Annotated in this window: 16 protein-coding genes; 12 read left to right on the top strand and 4 right to left on the bottom strand. The window is 66.4% G+C overall.

What is annotated here, in order from left to right:
- Positions 1-5: 5 nt before the first annotated feature.
- A complete protein-coding gene (aroA, locus tag A5724_RS21350; RefSeq protein WP_067806759.1) occupies positions 6-1,310 on the bottom strand; it encodes a 3-phosphoshikimate 1-carboxyvinyltransferase in 1,305 nt (434 codons plus the stop codon).
- Positions 1,311-1,346: 36 nt separating this feature from the next.
- On the opposite strand from aroA, the gene A5724_RS21345 reads away from it, so the two are divergent.
- The 8 genes from A5724_RS21345 to A5724_RS21310 all read left to right on the top strand — a co-directional run bounded on the left by A5724_RS21345 (position 1,347) and on the right by A5724_RS21310 (position 7,722).
- On the top strand, positions 1,347-2,087 hold the full coding sequence (locus A5724_RS21345; RefSeq protein ID WP_067806756.1) for an SOS response-associated peptidase: 741 nt from the start codon (positions 1,347-1,349) through the stop codon (positions 2,085-2,087).
- Positions 2,088-2,126: 39 nt separating this feature from the next.
- The gene (locus A5724_RS21340; RefSeq protein WP_067806754.1) at positions 2,127-2,708 is read left to right on the top strand and encodes a TetR/AcrR family transcriptional regulator; all 582 of its coding nucleotides are present in this window, start codon (positions 2,127-2,129) and stop codon (positions 2,706-2,708) included.
- Between the two features lie 5 nt (positions 2,709-2,713).
- Positions 2,714-3,538, top strand: a complete 825-nt coding sequence (locus A5724_RS21335) for an enoyl-CoA hydratase/isomerase family protein (RefSeq protein WP_067807234.1) — start codon at positions 2,714-2,716, stop codon at positions 3,536-3,538.
- Between the two features lie 87 nt (positions 3,539-3,625).
- Positions 3,626-3,808, top strand: coding sequence for a hypothetical protein (locus tag A5724_RS21330; RefSeq protein WP_067806749.1), 183 nt, complete (start codon positions 3,626-3,628; stop codon positions 3,806-3,808).
- Complete coding sequence (locus A5724_RS21325; protein WP_067806746.1) at positions 3,805-4,671, top strand: oxygenase MpaB family protein; 867 nt, start codon at positions 3,805-3,807, stop codon at positions 4,669-4,671. Before A5724_RS21330 ends, A5724_RS21325 begins: the two co-directional genes overlap by 4 nt.
- A 4-nt stretch (positions 4,672-4,675) precedes the next feature.
- Complete coding sequence (locus tag A5724_RS21320) at positions 4,676-4,918, top strand: hypothetical protein (protein WP_067806742.1); 243 nt, start codon at positions 4,676-4,678, stop codon at positions 4,916-4,918.
- Positions 4,919-5,017: 99 nt separating this feature from the next.
- Positions 5,018-6,565 carry an aldehyde dehydrogenase family protein gene (locus A5724_RS21315; protein ID WP_067806739.1) on the top strand — a complete coding sequence of 516 codons (1,548 nt, stop codon included), beginning with the start codon at positions 5,018-5,020 and terminating at the stop codon, positions 6,563-6,565.
- Entirely contained in the window at positions 6,562-7,722 is a 1,161-nt protein-coding gene (locus tag A5724_RS21310) for an NDMA-dependent alcohol dehydrogenase (protein ID WP_156752397.1), read from the top strand. The genes A5724_RS21315 and A5724_RS21310 overlap by 4 nt, the downstream gene beginning before the upstream one ends.
- Here the strand turns inward: A5724_RS21310 and A5724_RS21305 are convergent.
- Together A5724_RS21305 and ybaK are read right to left on the bottom strand one after the other, a co-directional pair.
- Positions 7,719-8,567 (bottom strand): NAD(P)-dependent oxidoreductase, encoded by an 849-nt coding sequence (locus A5724_RS21305; protein WP_067806737.1) that lies wholly within the window; start codon positions 8,565-8,567, stop codon positions 7,719-7,721. The two genes, A5724_RS21310 and A5724_RS21305, sit on opposite strands and share 4 nt — an antisense overlap.
- Positions 8,568-8,669: 102 nt before the next feature.
- A complete protein-coding gene (ybaK, locus tag A5724_RS21300) occupies positions 8,670-9,158 on the bottom strand; it encodes a Cys-tRNA(Pro) deacylase (RefSeq protein ID WP_067806734.1) in 489 nt (162 codons plus the stop codon).
- Positions 9,159-9,356: 198 nt separating this feature from the next.
- Between ybaK and A5724_RS21295 the strand changes: the two genes are divergently transcribed.
- Positions 9,357-10,019 (top strand): sigma-70 family RNA polymerase sigma factor, encoded by a 663-nt coding sequence (locus A5724_RS21295; RefSeq protein ID WP_232004935.1) that lies wholly within the window; start codon positions 9,357-9,359, stop codon positions 10,017-10,019.
- Entirely contained in the window at positions 10,016-10,321 is a 306-nt protein-coding gene (gene rsrA, locus A5724_RS21290) for a mycothiol system anti-sigma-R factor (RefSeq protein ID WP_067806727.1), read from the top strand. The genes A5724_RS21295 and rsrA overlap by 4 nt, the downstream gene beginning before the upstream one ends.
- Here rsrA and A5724_RS35190 read toward each other — a convergent pair.
- Complete coding sequence (locus tag A5724_RS35190) at positions 10,318-10,413, bottom strand: 50S ribosomal protein bL37 (protein ID WP_006245863.1); 96 nt, start codon at positions 10,411-10,413, stop codon at positions 10,318-10,320. The two genes, rsrA and A5724_RS35190, sit on opposite strands and share 4 nt — an antisense overlap.
- 115 nt (positions 10,414-10,528) lie before the next feature.
- Here A5724_RS35190 and A5724_RS21285 point away from each other — a divergent pair, with 115 nt between their 5' ends.
- Positions 10,529-10,744 (top strand): biotin/lipoyl-binding carrier protein, encoded by a 216-nt coding sequence (locus A5724_RS21285; protein WP_006245864.1) that lies wholly within the window; start codon positions 10,529-10,531, stop codon positions 10,742-10,744.
- A gap of 7 nt (positions 10,745-10,751) precedes the next feature.
- Positions 10,752-12,269, top strand: a complete 1,518-nt coding sequence (locus tag A5724_RS21280) for a sensor histidine kinase (RefSeq protein ID WP_067806724.1) — start codon at positions 10,752-10,754, stop codon at positions 12,267-12,269.
- Positions 12,270-12,382: the final 113 nt, after the last annotated feature.

The raw sequence follows: 12,382 nt of genomic DNA, 5'->3' as shown, positions 1-12,382 counted from the left end.
GCTACTCAATCCTCACGTCCGGCGGCCCCCTGCCCTTCGAGCATCTCGGCCCACAGTTGCGGGAACTTCGGCAGCGTCTTTGCCGTCGTGCCAACGTCTTCCACTTCGACACCGGGCACCCGCAGCCCCACGATGGCGCCTGCGGTGGCCATCCGATGGTCGGCGTACGACAGCCACACGCCGCCGTGCAGCGCTCGCGCGGTGATGCGCAGTCCGTCCGGTGTCTCCTCGCATTGGCCACCGAGACGGTTGATCTCGGCGGACAACGCCGCCAGTCGGTCGGTTTCGTGACCGCGCAGGTGAGCGACCCCGCGCAGCTGCGAGACCGATCCGTCCGACGCCAACGCCGCCAGCGCGGCCACGGCCGGTGTCAGCTCCCCGACGTCGTGTAGATCGACGTCGAAGCCACCGTAGTTCGGGCTGCCGTGCACTTCCAGGTATGAATTGCCTTGGGTGACAACCGAACCCAGTTTCTCGAGGATCGCGAAGACGTCGGCTGCGGGCTGGATGCTGTCGTCGGGCCAGCCGGCCACCCGAACCACGCCCCCGGTGACCACGGCCGCGGCCAAAAACGGCACCGAGTTGGAAAGGTCGGGTTCAATGGTCCACTGCCGCGCCGCAATTGGACCCGGTGCGACGTGCCAACGGTTGGCCTCGCCGTCGTCGACGGTCACGCCGGCTTCGCGCAGCATCGACACCGTCATCGCGATGTGTGGCGCTGACGGCACGGTTTCGCCGGTGTGGACGACCGTCAGGCCGTCGGTGAACGAGGCCCCTGACAGCAGCAGACCGGAGACGAACTGCGACGACGCCGACGCGTCGATCTCCACCGTGCCGCCCGCCACCGCGCCCGCGCCGCGCACCGAGAACGGCAGTCCGTCGCCGTCGACGTCGACGCCGAGCCCGCGCAGGGCGTCGAGCAGCGGGCCGATCGGGCGCCCCCTGGCCTGTTCGTCGCCGTCGAACAGCACCGTCTCGGTGCTCAGCGCCGCCACCGGCGGGACGAATCGCAGCACCGTGCCCGCCAGCCCGCAGTCGATCCGGGCACCCGGTCGCGGCGTGAGGGCTCCGCGGATGGTCAACTCGGGGCCCGCACCGTCGACGGTGACGCCGAGCGTCTGCAGCGCCCCGATCATCAGGTCGGTGTCACGGCTGCGCAGCGCATTGCGCAGCGTCGACGTCCCGTTCGGTGTCGCCAGCGCGGCCAGAATCAGCGCTCGATTGGTCAGCGACTTCGAACCGGGGATGGTCACGGTGGCATGCACGGGGGTCGACGTCGTCGGTGCCTGCCAGTTGCTCACGTGGTACATCCTGCCCTGTCGGCTCCGCGTGCCACCATGGGATATATGTGTGGGCGATTCGCAGTGACCACCGATCCGGCCTTGTTGGCGCAGAAGATCCAGGCCATCGACGAGAGCACGGCCGCGCTGAAGGACAACTACAACGTCGCGCCGACCACGACCATCAGCACGGTGGTCAAACGGCACACCGAACCCGACGACGAGTCGACGCGGCGGGTGCGGTCGATGCGCTGGGGCCTGGTGCCGCCGTGGGCCAAGACGTCGGAAGACGGCGGTCCGGACACCAAGGGGCCGCTGCTGATCAACGCGCGGGCCGAGAAGGTGACCACTTCACCGGCGTTCCGCAACTCCGCGAAGAACAAGAGGTGTCTGGTGCCGATGGACGGCTGGTACGAATGGCGCGGCGAGAAGGGCGCCAAGACGCCCTTCTACATGTACGGCGGTGACGGCGAGATGCTGTTCATGGCCGGGCTGTGGTCGACGTGGCGTGCGAAGGACGCCCCGAAGGACGCACCGCCGCTGCTGAGTTGCACCATCATCACCACCGATGCCGCTGGTCCGCTAGCCGACATCCACGACCGCATGCCGCTGACCATCAGCCGCGACGACTGGGACCGCTGGCTGGATCCCGATGCGCCCATCGATGAGGGCCTGCTGCGTGGCCACGGCGATCTCGACCGCATCGAGATCCGCGAGGTGGCACGGCTGGTCAACAGCGTCCGCAACAACGGGCCTGAGCTGATCGAACCGGCAAAGCCGGAACCCGAGCAGGCGACGCTGCTCTAACCCTACCGAGGATTTCTCTGTTCAATTAGAGTCTTTCTCGTGCCCCGGTCGGGAACCGACGCTCGGGACCGGTTACTGCGCGTAGCGCGACGCCGGTTCGCCGTCGACGGCGCGCTGGTGCCGACGCTGGAGGAGGTCCGGCGCGAGGCCGAAGTGAGCGTCGGCGCGCTCTACCACCACTTTCCGGACAAGCCCGCGCTTGCCGCGGCGGTCTACGCCCAGGTGATGAGCGAGTACCAGGCCGGATTCGTGGAGATGCTGCGCAGCCAGCACACCGCGGAACTCGGCGTCCGCGGCGGCGTCGCATATCACCTGCGGTGGGTCGGCGGACACCGCGGCGAGGCCACGTTGCTGCTGGGCGACCGATTGGAGAGTGCGTCGCTGCGCGATGCGAATCGGGATTTCTTCGCCGCTGTCCGGGACTGGTGGCGGCCGCATCACACGTATGGAGCGCTGCGGCCGATGCGGCCGGGGGTCACCGCCGCGCTCTGGCTCGGCCCGGCCCAGGAGTTCAGCCGTTACTGGCTTGCCGGCGACGAGCAGACGATGCCGCGCGGTGTCGTCGACATCTTCGCCACGGCGGCATGGACAGCGTTGCGCGCCAACGATATCGAGGAGTGAATCAGATGGAATCGATGTATCGCACCATCGTCGCAGGTGGCGACGATCCGGACGCACCGGAGCGCGTCCACGTCGAGCATCGCGGGGATAGGGCGGTGGTGACGCTGGACGAGTCGCGCCGGCTCAACGTGCTGTCCGCTCCGCTGGTGCGGCAACTGCGACGGGCTCTCGAGGCGCTCGACGCCGACCACGACGTCCGCGCCGTCGTGCTCACCGGCGCAGATCCCGGCTTCAGTGCGGGCGGCGATCTGAAGATGATGAAGATCGCGGTCGAATCGCTCGGCGAGCCCGAGGGAGTGGCCGACGTGTGGCGCTGGATCCGCCGCGAGTTCGGCGGGATCGCCCGGCTCATCGCGCGTTCGGACACGATCTTCATCGCCGCGCTCAACGGACCGGCGGCGGGCGTGGGCTTGGCGTGGGCGCTGACCTGCGATCTCGTCGTCGCCAGTGACCGTGCGGTGATCGTGCCCGCGTTCGGAAAGCTCGGCCTGATCCCGGAGGTGGGTACCAGTTGGGCGCTCACCCGCCGGCTCGGATATCAGGGTGCGCTGGCGTACTACCTGCGCGGCGATCACATCGACGCCGACACCGCGTTGCGTCTCGGGTTGGTTCAGGAGGTTGTCGAACACGCCCGGCTACTCGCCGCCGCCGACGAATGGTGCTCGCGCATAGCCGATTTGCCGCCGCACGCCGTCGCGATGAGCAAACCGCTGCTGCGGGCCACCGCCGACGCCGACTGGAACGACGCGATCACGCTCGAGGAGTTCGCCGAACCGGCGTGCTTCACCACCGCCGCGTTCGCTTTAAGTGTGCGGACAATGCTGAAGTAGATCGCGGTTCACATTCGGCGGGTTTATCCGCTGAAACAACCGTGAATCGGTCCATCGCATTCCGAATAGCCATTAACATAACCGCTCATGCTCAGCATGGTGCGAAAGGTCTTGAGCTTCGAGATGACGATCGCGGAATGGATCGGCACCGCCGCGATGCTCGCGGCACCGTACTTGGCCATCGGCGTGCTGTGGGCGCTGCTCGGCGGCGGCTGGCGGGCGGTGCTGTGGTGGCCGGTGCTGCTGGTCTCGGCGGTGTGCCTGGCATGACGCTCGCCGACTGCCGCATCGACATCCGTCGGCGCACCTCGCGTTGGGATCCGGACGCCGAAGTGAGCGTGGCCGAGGCCTTGGACTTCTGGGCGTTCGCCGCCGGTGCCGCCAACGTGATCATGCAGTTGTCGTGGCCGCAGGTGGGCTACGGCGTCAGCGAGAGCAAGGTGGAGTCCGGCAATCTGCTCAAGCACCCGTGGAAACGGGCCAGGACGACGTTCCAGTACCTGGCGGTAGCGGTCCTCGGCCGCCCCGACGACCGCGCCGCGATACGCGAAGCCGTCAACGGTGCCCACCGCCACGTCAAGTCCACCGCAGAAAGCCCGGTCCGCTACAACGCATTCGACCGAGAGTTGCAGATGTGGGTCGCCGCCTGCCTTTTCGTCGGCCTGGAGGACAGCTACCAACTGCTGCGCGGCCCGATGACGGCCGAACAGGCCGACCGGTTCTACCGCTCGGCGTGGACGCTTGGCACCACGCTGCAGGTCACCGAGCAGCAGTGGCCGCCGACGCGCGCGGACTTCGACACGTATTGGGAACAGGCCTGCCGACGCGTGCACATCGACGACCATGTCCGAGCCTACCTGCGGGATCTGCTGGACCTGCGGATGATCAATCCCGTTCTCGCGCTGCCGTTTCGGCCCCTGCTCAAGTTCCTCACCGTCGGGTTTCTTGCGCCGGTGTTCCGCGATGCGATGGGTGTGCGGTGGAGCGGTTTCAAACAGCGCCAGTTCGAGTCGCTGTTTCTTCTGGTCGCCTTCGTCAACCGATTCCTTCCTGTGTTCGTCCGCCAGGGCGGCAGCTACCTGCTGCTGGCTGACGTCCGCAGGCGGGTGCGCAGCCACCGAGCGTTGGTGTGAGGTCATGCTGCGTCGTCTGTTGAGCCGGAAGGTCAGCGTCGGGGCGATGATCGAGTTCGCGATGTGGCTGGCCGTTCCATACGTCGTGATCGGCCTGGTGTTCGCCTTTTTCCGAGCCGAGCACGTGGCGCTGATCCAGACGCATCTGCAGACCCGGATACCGGCGGGCGCCGACATCGGCGCCTACGGGTTGACGGCACTGTTCTGGCCGGCGGGATTGTTCGGCGTCGACGTCTGCGTGGTGTGACGGCAGTCGAGTGTGCCAATACTCGGCGCGCGGTCGCCCGGCGGTGGGATTCTGACTGACGGCGCACTTCCAGCAACGCCTTGAAACGGGAGACCACACATGACCGCCATCCAACCCGAAATCCGACAAAGCAGCATTGAGGTGCGTAATCCGGCCAACGGCACGGTCGTCGGGACGGTGCCGAACGATTCGGCCGAAACCGTCGCTGCCAAGGCCCGCGAACTTCGGCTCTTCCAACCCGAGTGGGAGGCCCTTGGTCCACGAGGCCGCAAGACCTGGCTGTTGAAATTCCAGGGATGGGTGCTCGACAACGCCGAGCACCTCACCGATGTGGTCCAGTCGGAAACCGGCAAGGTGCGCGCGGATGCCTCGATCGAGGTACCTCTGACCTCGGGACTGCTGGAGTACTGGGCGCGCAACGCCGAGGCTTTCCTCGCCGACCGCCACCCGAGGCCGCACAACGTCTTGATGATGACCAAGCGGCTGACGACCGTATACCGGCCGTATCCGGTCGTGGGGATGATCATTCCCTGGAATTTCCCGTTCGCGAACGCGGCTATCGACGGCGTCCCCGCCTTGGCCGCGGGCGCCGCCGTGCTTCTCAAGCCGTCGGAGGTGACCCCGCTGAGCGCGGTCGAATTCGCCCGCGGCTGGGCTGAGATCGGGGCGCCGCCGGTGCTCGCGCTGACCACCGGTTACGCCGAGACCGGGGCCGCCGTCATCGCCAACTCGGATTACGTGCACTTCACCGGTTCGACGGCGACGGGCCGCAAGGTGGCGGTGGCATGCGCGGAGCGGTTGATCCCGTACAGCCTCGAACTCGGCGGCAAGGACCCCGCGGTGGTGTTGGCGGACGCCGATCTCGAACGTGCGGTCAACGGCATTGCGTGGGGTGGGATGAACAACTCGGGGCAGGTGTGTGTGTCGATCGAACGGGTTTACGTCGAGGCGCCGATCTACGACCAATTCGTCGCCAAGCTCACCGACAAGGTGAGCCGACTGCGTCAGGGCCAGGACGACGACAAGTACCGATTCGACGTCGGCGCGATGGCCACCGCGGCGCAGCGCGACATCGTCGCCCGCCACGTCGAGCAGGCAGTCGCCAGCGGGGCGCGAGTGACCACGGGTGGAAAGCCGACCGGAGTCGGCACATTCTTTCAGCCCACCGTGCTTGCCGACGCAGACAACTCGATGGCATGCATGCGCGAGGAGACGTTCGGTCCGACGCTGCCGGTGGTGAAGGTCGCCGACGAAGATGAAGCGGTCCGGCTGGCCAACGACTCCAATTACGGTCTGTCCGCGACGGTCTGGACGGGTGATCCTGCGCGCGGCGAGCGGGTCGCCCGTCGGCTGGAAGCGGGCGCCGTCAACATCAACGATGCGTTGGCCAACGGTTTTCAGTTCAACGTACCGATGCCGGGCTGGAAGGACTCCGGGATCGGTGCCCGCAACGGCGGCGCCGAGGGGATTCTCAAATATTGTCGGCCACAGGCGATTACGACGCCCCGAATTCCGACTCAGGCCAATGAACCGCTCTGGTACCCCTACTCGCGCCGAAGGTTCCGGATCGCGATGGGGCTGATGCGCGCCTCTGCGGCGCGCGGACTGCGACGGCTGGGCCTAAAGCCGCGCGGGGGTGCCCGATGAAGTGTCAGGGCGCGGTGATTCGCGGGGTGGGGCAGGATTGGGAGATCACGGAAATCACGCTCGACCCGCCACGCGAGGGCGAGGTGCTGGTGAAGATGGCGGTCGCGGGCATCTGCCATTCCGACGACCACTTCTCGACGGGTGACATGGTTCCCACACCGGACCTCGCCGCGATGATGGAGGCCATGGGGATGCCCCGCCTCGACTACTTCCCGTTGATCGGCGGTCATGAAGGTGCCGGCGTCGTCGCCGAGGTCGGTCCTGGCGTCCGATCTGTGAAGCCCGGCGACCGCGTCTCATACTCGTTCATCGCCGCATGTGGCAAGTGTCGATGGTGTGTATCGGGGATGACCTATCTGTGCGACAACGGCGCAGCCATGCTGACCAAGGAATCGATCGACGGCGCCCGTCGCCGTCACCTCGGCGACGAGGATGTCACGGCTTTCTGTCAGCTCGGCACATTCGCCGAATATGGCCTTCTCGCAGAGGAATCGGTGATCAAGCTGGATGAGTCGATTCCGCTGGAAGCGGCGTCGCTGGTGTCCTGCGGCGTGACCACGGGGTGGGGGTCGGGCACCACCGGCGTCGGCACGAAACCGGGGGACACCGTCGTCGTCGTCGGGACGGGTGGGGTGGGAATCAATGCCGTGCAAGGTGCGCGCGCAGCTGGCGCCAATATGGTGATCGCGGTGGATCCCGTTGAATTCAAGCGTGATTCGGCAAAGTTCTTCGGCGCAACGGACACCAGTCCTTCCATGGAGGAGGCCATTGCTCAGGTAAGGGAGCTCACCCGCGGGGTGATGGCGGACCGCGTTGTACTGACGCCGAGCGTGGTCACAGCAGACATGCTGACCCCTGCGCTGGCGTTGACCAGCAAGGGCGGCACCTGCCTGATCACCGGGGTTCCGAAGTTCGAATTGAGCATGGTGCCGATGCTGCTCGTCGACATGCTGCAGAGCTGCAAAACTTTGAAGGGGCTGATCTACGGCGGCATGAATCCGCGGGCCAGCATGCCGATGCTGTTGGACATGTACCGCAACGGGCACCTCAAGCTCGACGAGCTGATCACCAAGCGCTACAAGCTGAACGAGATCAACGACGCCATCGCGGACCTGAGAGAAGGGCGCAATATCCGGGGCGTCATCGAATTCGACTAAGGCCCCGTGTATCCCGGCGGGTTGGGGGTGTCGACCCAGAGGTCGACGCCCAGTTCGGATCCCGGCACGCAGTCGTAGACCGAGAGGTCGGTGACACCGGAGTCCAGCAGCACGTCCTCGCACAGCAGCGCGTTGCCGGTGTATTCGCGGGCAGATTTGTTGAGGATGACGTAGGCCGCGTCGGCGTACACGTCGGGCTTGCGCGCGCGGCCCATGGCCTCGTCGCCCCCGAGCAGGTTCTGCACCGCGGCGGTGGCCACCAGCGTGCGCGGCCACAGCGTGTTAGAGGCGATGCCGTCCTCCCGCAACTCCTCGGCCATGGCCAACGCGCACAACGACATTCCGTACTTCGCCATCATGTACGCGGTCGGCTTGAGCCATTCCGGGTCCAACCGGATCGGCGGTGACAACGTCAGGATGTGGGGGTTGTCGCGGCCGATCATGTGCGGGATGCAAGCCTGCGAAACGGTGTATGTGCCGCGCACCTGGATGCCGTTCATCAGGTCGAAGCGCTTGAGCGGCACCTCTTTGATGGAGCCGAGGTTGATCGCCGAGGCGTTGTTCACGCAGATGTCGATGCCGCCGAACTGCTCGACCGTCTGCGCCACCGCCGCCGCGACCGACTCCTCGCCGCGGATGTCGCCGACGATCGGCAACGCCTGCCCGCCGGCTTCCTCCAGTTCCTTGGCCGCGGTGTACACCGTGCCGGGCAGCTTCGGATGTGGTTCGGCGGTCTTGGCGATCAGCGCGATGTTGGCGCCGTCGGCGGCCGCGCGCTTGGCGATTGCCAGGCCGATGCCGCGGCTGGCGCCGGAGATGAACATGGTCTTCTGCGAAAGCGACATGGGCTCACCCTAGGGCGCTCTCGCTCGGCGGATGCGCGACTGCGGGATTAACGCACGCTTCGCACCCTCAAAGCGTGCGGGTAACCCACGTTCGGCGAAGAGTCAGGCGCAGATGTCGGCGGTGACCGCGTTGGTCAGCCGGATCAGGTCCTGCGGATGCAGCGCCACGTCCCAGCCGCGCTTACCGGCGCTGCACAGCACCCGGTCCCAGCGCAGCGCCGAGGCATCGACCACCGTCGGCAACGGCTTGCGCTGGCCGAGAGGGCTTATCCCGCCTACCACGTAGCCCGTCGAGCGCTCGGCGGCCGCCCGCTCGGCCATCGTCGCCTTCGGCACGCCGAGCGCTGCCGCCGCCGCTTTCAGCGACAACTTCGACGGCACCGGGATCACCGCGACCGCCAGCCCCTTGGGCAGCGCGATGACCAGCGTCTTGAACACCTGCTCCGGGTTGACGCCCTCGACCTGCGCAAGCTCGGCCACCGCCTCCTCGCCGAACGACGAGTTGCGAGGGTCGTGGTGGTACTGCAGGACCTCGTGTGGGGCCTGCGCAGCCAACAGGGCCGCGATCGCCGGAGTCGCCGCACGTGCCACGCGCCCAGCGTATGTGGGAACAACCGCGCCTGTGCGTGCTGTTATTGGTAGCGATTCGGCCCGCAAACGGGCCGGGTCGGTCATTGCCTCTAGGATCGAGGGAAGGGGTCTTTGGTGCCTGCCATATGCCTGGACCGTGCGGTCGACGTGCCGGGCTTGTTTGGTGGCGCCGCGACGGAAGGGACGGTGTTCCCCACAATGACCGACATCGACGGACAGGCGCCGGATACCGGGCCGGATACGTCGGCGCTCGACAAACCCGAAGAGACCGACGCCGAACTGACGGCGCGGTTCGAGCGCGACGCGATTCCGCTGCTCGACCAGCTCTACGGCGGTGCTCTGCGCATGACGCGCAACCCTGCGGACGCCGAGGACCTGCTGCAGGAAACCATGGTGAAGGCCTACGCCGGGTTCCGCTCGTTCCGCGAGGGCACCAACCTGAAGGCGTGGCTGTACCGGATTCTGACCAACACCTACATCAACAGCTACCGCAAGAAGCAGCGGCAGCCGTCCGAGTATCCGACCGAGGAGATCACCGATTGGCAGCTGGCTGCCAACGCTGAGCACTCCTCGACCGGGCTGCGCTCGGCGGAGGTGGAGGCGCTGGAGGCGTTGCCGGACAGCGAGATCAAGGACGCCCTGCAGGCCCTGCCTGAGGAGTTCCGGATGGCCGTGTACTACGCAGACGTCGAAGGCTTCCCGTACAAGGAGATCGCCGAAATCATGGATACGCCGATCGGGACCGTGATGTCCCGGCTGCACCGGGGCAGGCGCCAGCTGCGCGAGCTGTTGGCCGACGTGGCGAGGGACCGCGGCTTCATCCGTGGCCAGCTCGACACGCCCGAGGAGGTGACGTCATGAGTGACCGTGACGCCGAGGACCGCTGGTCCCCGCCAATCGGCCCGGTAGATCCCGAACACCCGGAGTGCGCCGCGGTGATCGCCGAGGTATGGACCCTGCTCGACGGTGAGTGCACCGCCGAGACGCGCGACAAGCTCCGCCATCATCTCGAGGAGTGCCCCAGCTGCTTGCGCTATTACGGCGTCGAGGAGCGGGTCAAGGCGTTGATCGCGAAGAAGTGCAGCGGAGAGAAGGCACCTGATCGGCTACGTGAGCGGCTGCGCATCGAGCTCAGCCGCACCACCATCATTCGGCGGGGCTAGCGCCCCACAGACTTTGAGCCGGCGTTGGGCCGCTTGCCGTGGTTGGCCTTGGAATGCTTGCGGTCGCGCTTCTTGCGGCCACGCTTGGCCATAATGGTTCCTCCGTCTGGTTGTGCTTTGCAGCCATTGTCTCATGACCTGGCAGCGCGCCCGAATCGTGCCGTTGTGGTTCGATAGAGCGGCATGGAGCAGCCGAAAGGGGTGAAGATGGCCGAGGATGTTCGCGCCGAGATCGTGGCCAGTGTGCTCGAGGTCGTGGTTCACGAGGGCGACCAGATCGGTGAGGGCGACACCCTGGTGCTGTTGGAGTCGATGAAGATGGAAATCCCGGTGCTGGCCGAGGTCGCCGGCACCGTCAGCAAGGTGAGCGTGTCCGTTGGTGACGTCATCCAGGCCGGAGACCTCATCGCCGTGATCAGCTGACTTTCCGATGTCCACCCTCGGTGATCTGCTCGCCGAGCACACGGTGCTACCCGGCAGCGCCGTGGACCATCTGCATGCCGTGGTCGGGGAGTGGCAACTGCTAGCTGACATGTCGTTCGCCGACTACCTGATGTGGGTACGGCGCGACGACGGTCAGCTGGTGTGCGTCGCGCAGGTGCGGCCGAACACCGCACCGACCGTGCTGCTGGCCGACGCCGTCGGTACGGTCACCCCTGGCGACCAGCTGCCCTTGGTCACCGCAGCTTTTCATTCCGGCACGATCGGCCGGGAAAACGATGCGGGACAACAGGATTCGGCCAACTCCAACATCGCGGCCAGAATCGCCGCGGGGCTGCAGGTCGAAGCGGTTCCTGTGCGCTACAACAACGAAGTGGTGGCCGTGCTGACGCATCAGACGGCGTTGGGTGCCCACAATGCCAGCCCGCTGGAGAGCGCCTACCTGGACTGCGCGGGCGACCTGCTGCTGATGCTGTCGGAGGGCACGTTTCCGAATGTCGGCGACCTGGCGATGTCGCGGTCCAGTCCGCGCGTCGGCGACGGGTTCATCCGCCTCGACGAGGCGGGCGTCGTCACCTTCGCCAGTCCGAACGCGATCTCGGCCTATCACCGGATGGGCCTTGCCGCCGAACTCGAGGGCCACAACCTGGTCGCGGTGACACGGCCGCTGATCGGTGATCCGTTCGAGGCACAGGAACTGGCCAACCACGTCCGTGACTCGCTCGCAGGCGGATCGAGCATGCGGATGGAAGTCGACGCCGGGGGAGCGGCCGTGCTGCTGCGCACGCTGCCATTGGTGGTGCACGGCAGGGCTGTTGGCGCGGCGGTGTTGATCCGCGACGTCACCGAGGTCAAGCGCCGCGACCGCGCGCTGCTTTCCAAGGACGCCACCATCCGCGAGATCCACCACCGGGTGAAGAACAACCTGCAGACCGTTGCGGCGCTGTTGCGGCTGCAGGCCAGGCGGACCAACAACGCCGAGGGCCGCGAGGCGCTGATCGAATCCGTCCGACGGGTGTCGTCCATTGCCCTTGTGCACGACGCGCTGTCGATGTCGGTGGACGAGGAGGTCAACCTCGACGAGGTGGTCGACCGGATCCTGCCGATCATGAATGACGTTGCGACAGTTGACACTCCGATCCGCATCAACCGGGTTGGCGACCTCGGTGTGCTCGACGCCGACCGTGCCACCGCGTTGATCATGGTGATCACCGAACTGGTGCAGAACGCCATCGAGCACGCCTTCGACGCCACCAAGGCGCAGGGCTGCGTGACGATCCGCGCCGAGAGGTCAGCGCGGTGGCTGGACGTCGTCGTCCACGACGACGGGCGTGGCCTGCCGGACGGGTTCAGCCTGGAGAAGTCCGACCGGCTTGGGCTGCAGATCGTGCGGACCCTGGTGTCGGCGGAACTCGACGGTTCGCTCGGCATGCACGATGTGCCGACCGGCGGCACCGATGTGGTGCTGCGCGTTCCCATCGGCCGCAAGCCGCGATTGGCTCAGTAACCGCACAGTACGGCCACAGTTTGTGACCTGATTTTGCAATTGTGGTTTTTGTGATCTATTTCGCATCAATTGCATTTGCACACAGTTACGGCCCCGGCAAATTTTGCCGGGGC

The sequence above is a fragment of the Mycobacterium sp. ACS1612 genome, from assembly GCF_001667505.1.
GTDB lineage: Bacteria > Actinomycetota > Actinomycetes > Mycobacteriales > Mycobacteriaceae > Mycobacterium.
Note: the sequence above shows the minus strand (reverse complement) of the source record. Positions and strands in the feature narration are given on the sequence as shown.

Bases quoted from the DNA above. Each gene is read 5' to 3' on its own strand.
- A5724_RS21325 (WP_067806746.1), top strand. From the start codon at position 3,805: ATGACGCTCGCCGACTGCCGCATCGACATCCGTCGGCGCACCTCGCGT.
- A5724_RS21305 (WP_067806737.1), bottom strand. From the start codon at position 8,567: ATGTCGCTTTCGCAGAAGACCATGTTCATCTCCGGCGCCAGCCGCGGC.
- A5724_RS21285 (WP_006245864.1), top strand. From the start codon at position 10,529: ATGGCCGAGGATGTTCGCGCCGAGATCGTGGCCAGTGTGCTCGAGGTC.
- A5724_RS21335 (WP_067807234.1), top strand. From the start codon at position 2,714: ATGGAATCGATGTATCGCACCATCGTCGCAGGTGGCGACGATCCGGAC.
- A5724_RS35190 (WP_006245863.1), bottom strand. From the start codon at position 10,413: ATGGCCAAGCGTGGCCGCAAGAAGCGCGACCGCAAGCATTCCAAGGCC.
- A5724_RS21295 (WP_232004935.1), top strand. From the start codon at position 9,357: ATGACCGACATCGACGGACAGGCGCCGGATACCGGGCCGGATACGTCG.
- A5724_RS21315 (WP_067806739.1), top strand. From the start codon at position 5,018: ATGACCGCCATCCAACCCGAAATCCGACAAAGCAGCATTGAGGTGCGT.
- A5724_RS21320 (WP_067806742.1), top strand. From the start codon at position 4,676: ATGCTGCGTCGTCTGTTGAGCCGGAAGGTCAGCGTCGGGGCGATGATC.
- A5724_RS21310 (WP_156752397.1), top strand. From the start codon at position 6,562: ATGAAGTGTCAGGGCGCGGTGATTCGCGGGGTGGGGCAGGATTGGGAG.
- A5724_RS21280 (WP_067806724.1), top strand. From the start codon at position 10,752: ATGTCCACCCTCGGTGATCTGCTCGCCGAGCACACGGTGCTACCCGGC.
- A5724_RS21330 (WP_067806749.1), top strand. From the start codon at position 3,626: ATGCTCAGCATGGTGCGAAAGGTCTTGAGCTTCGAGATGACGATCGCG.
- rsrA (WP_067806727.1), top strand. From the start codon at position 10,016: ATGAGTGACCGTGACGCCGAGGACCGCTGGTCCCCGCCAATCGGCCCG.
- A5724_RS21345 (WP_067806756.1), top strand. From the start codon at position 1,347: ATGTGTGGGCGATTCGCAGTGACCACCGATCCGGCCTTGTTGGCGCAG.
- aroA (WP_067806759.1), bottom strand. From the start codon at position 1,310: ATGTACCACGTGAGCAACTGGCAGGCACCGACGACGTCGACCCCCGTG.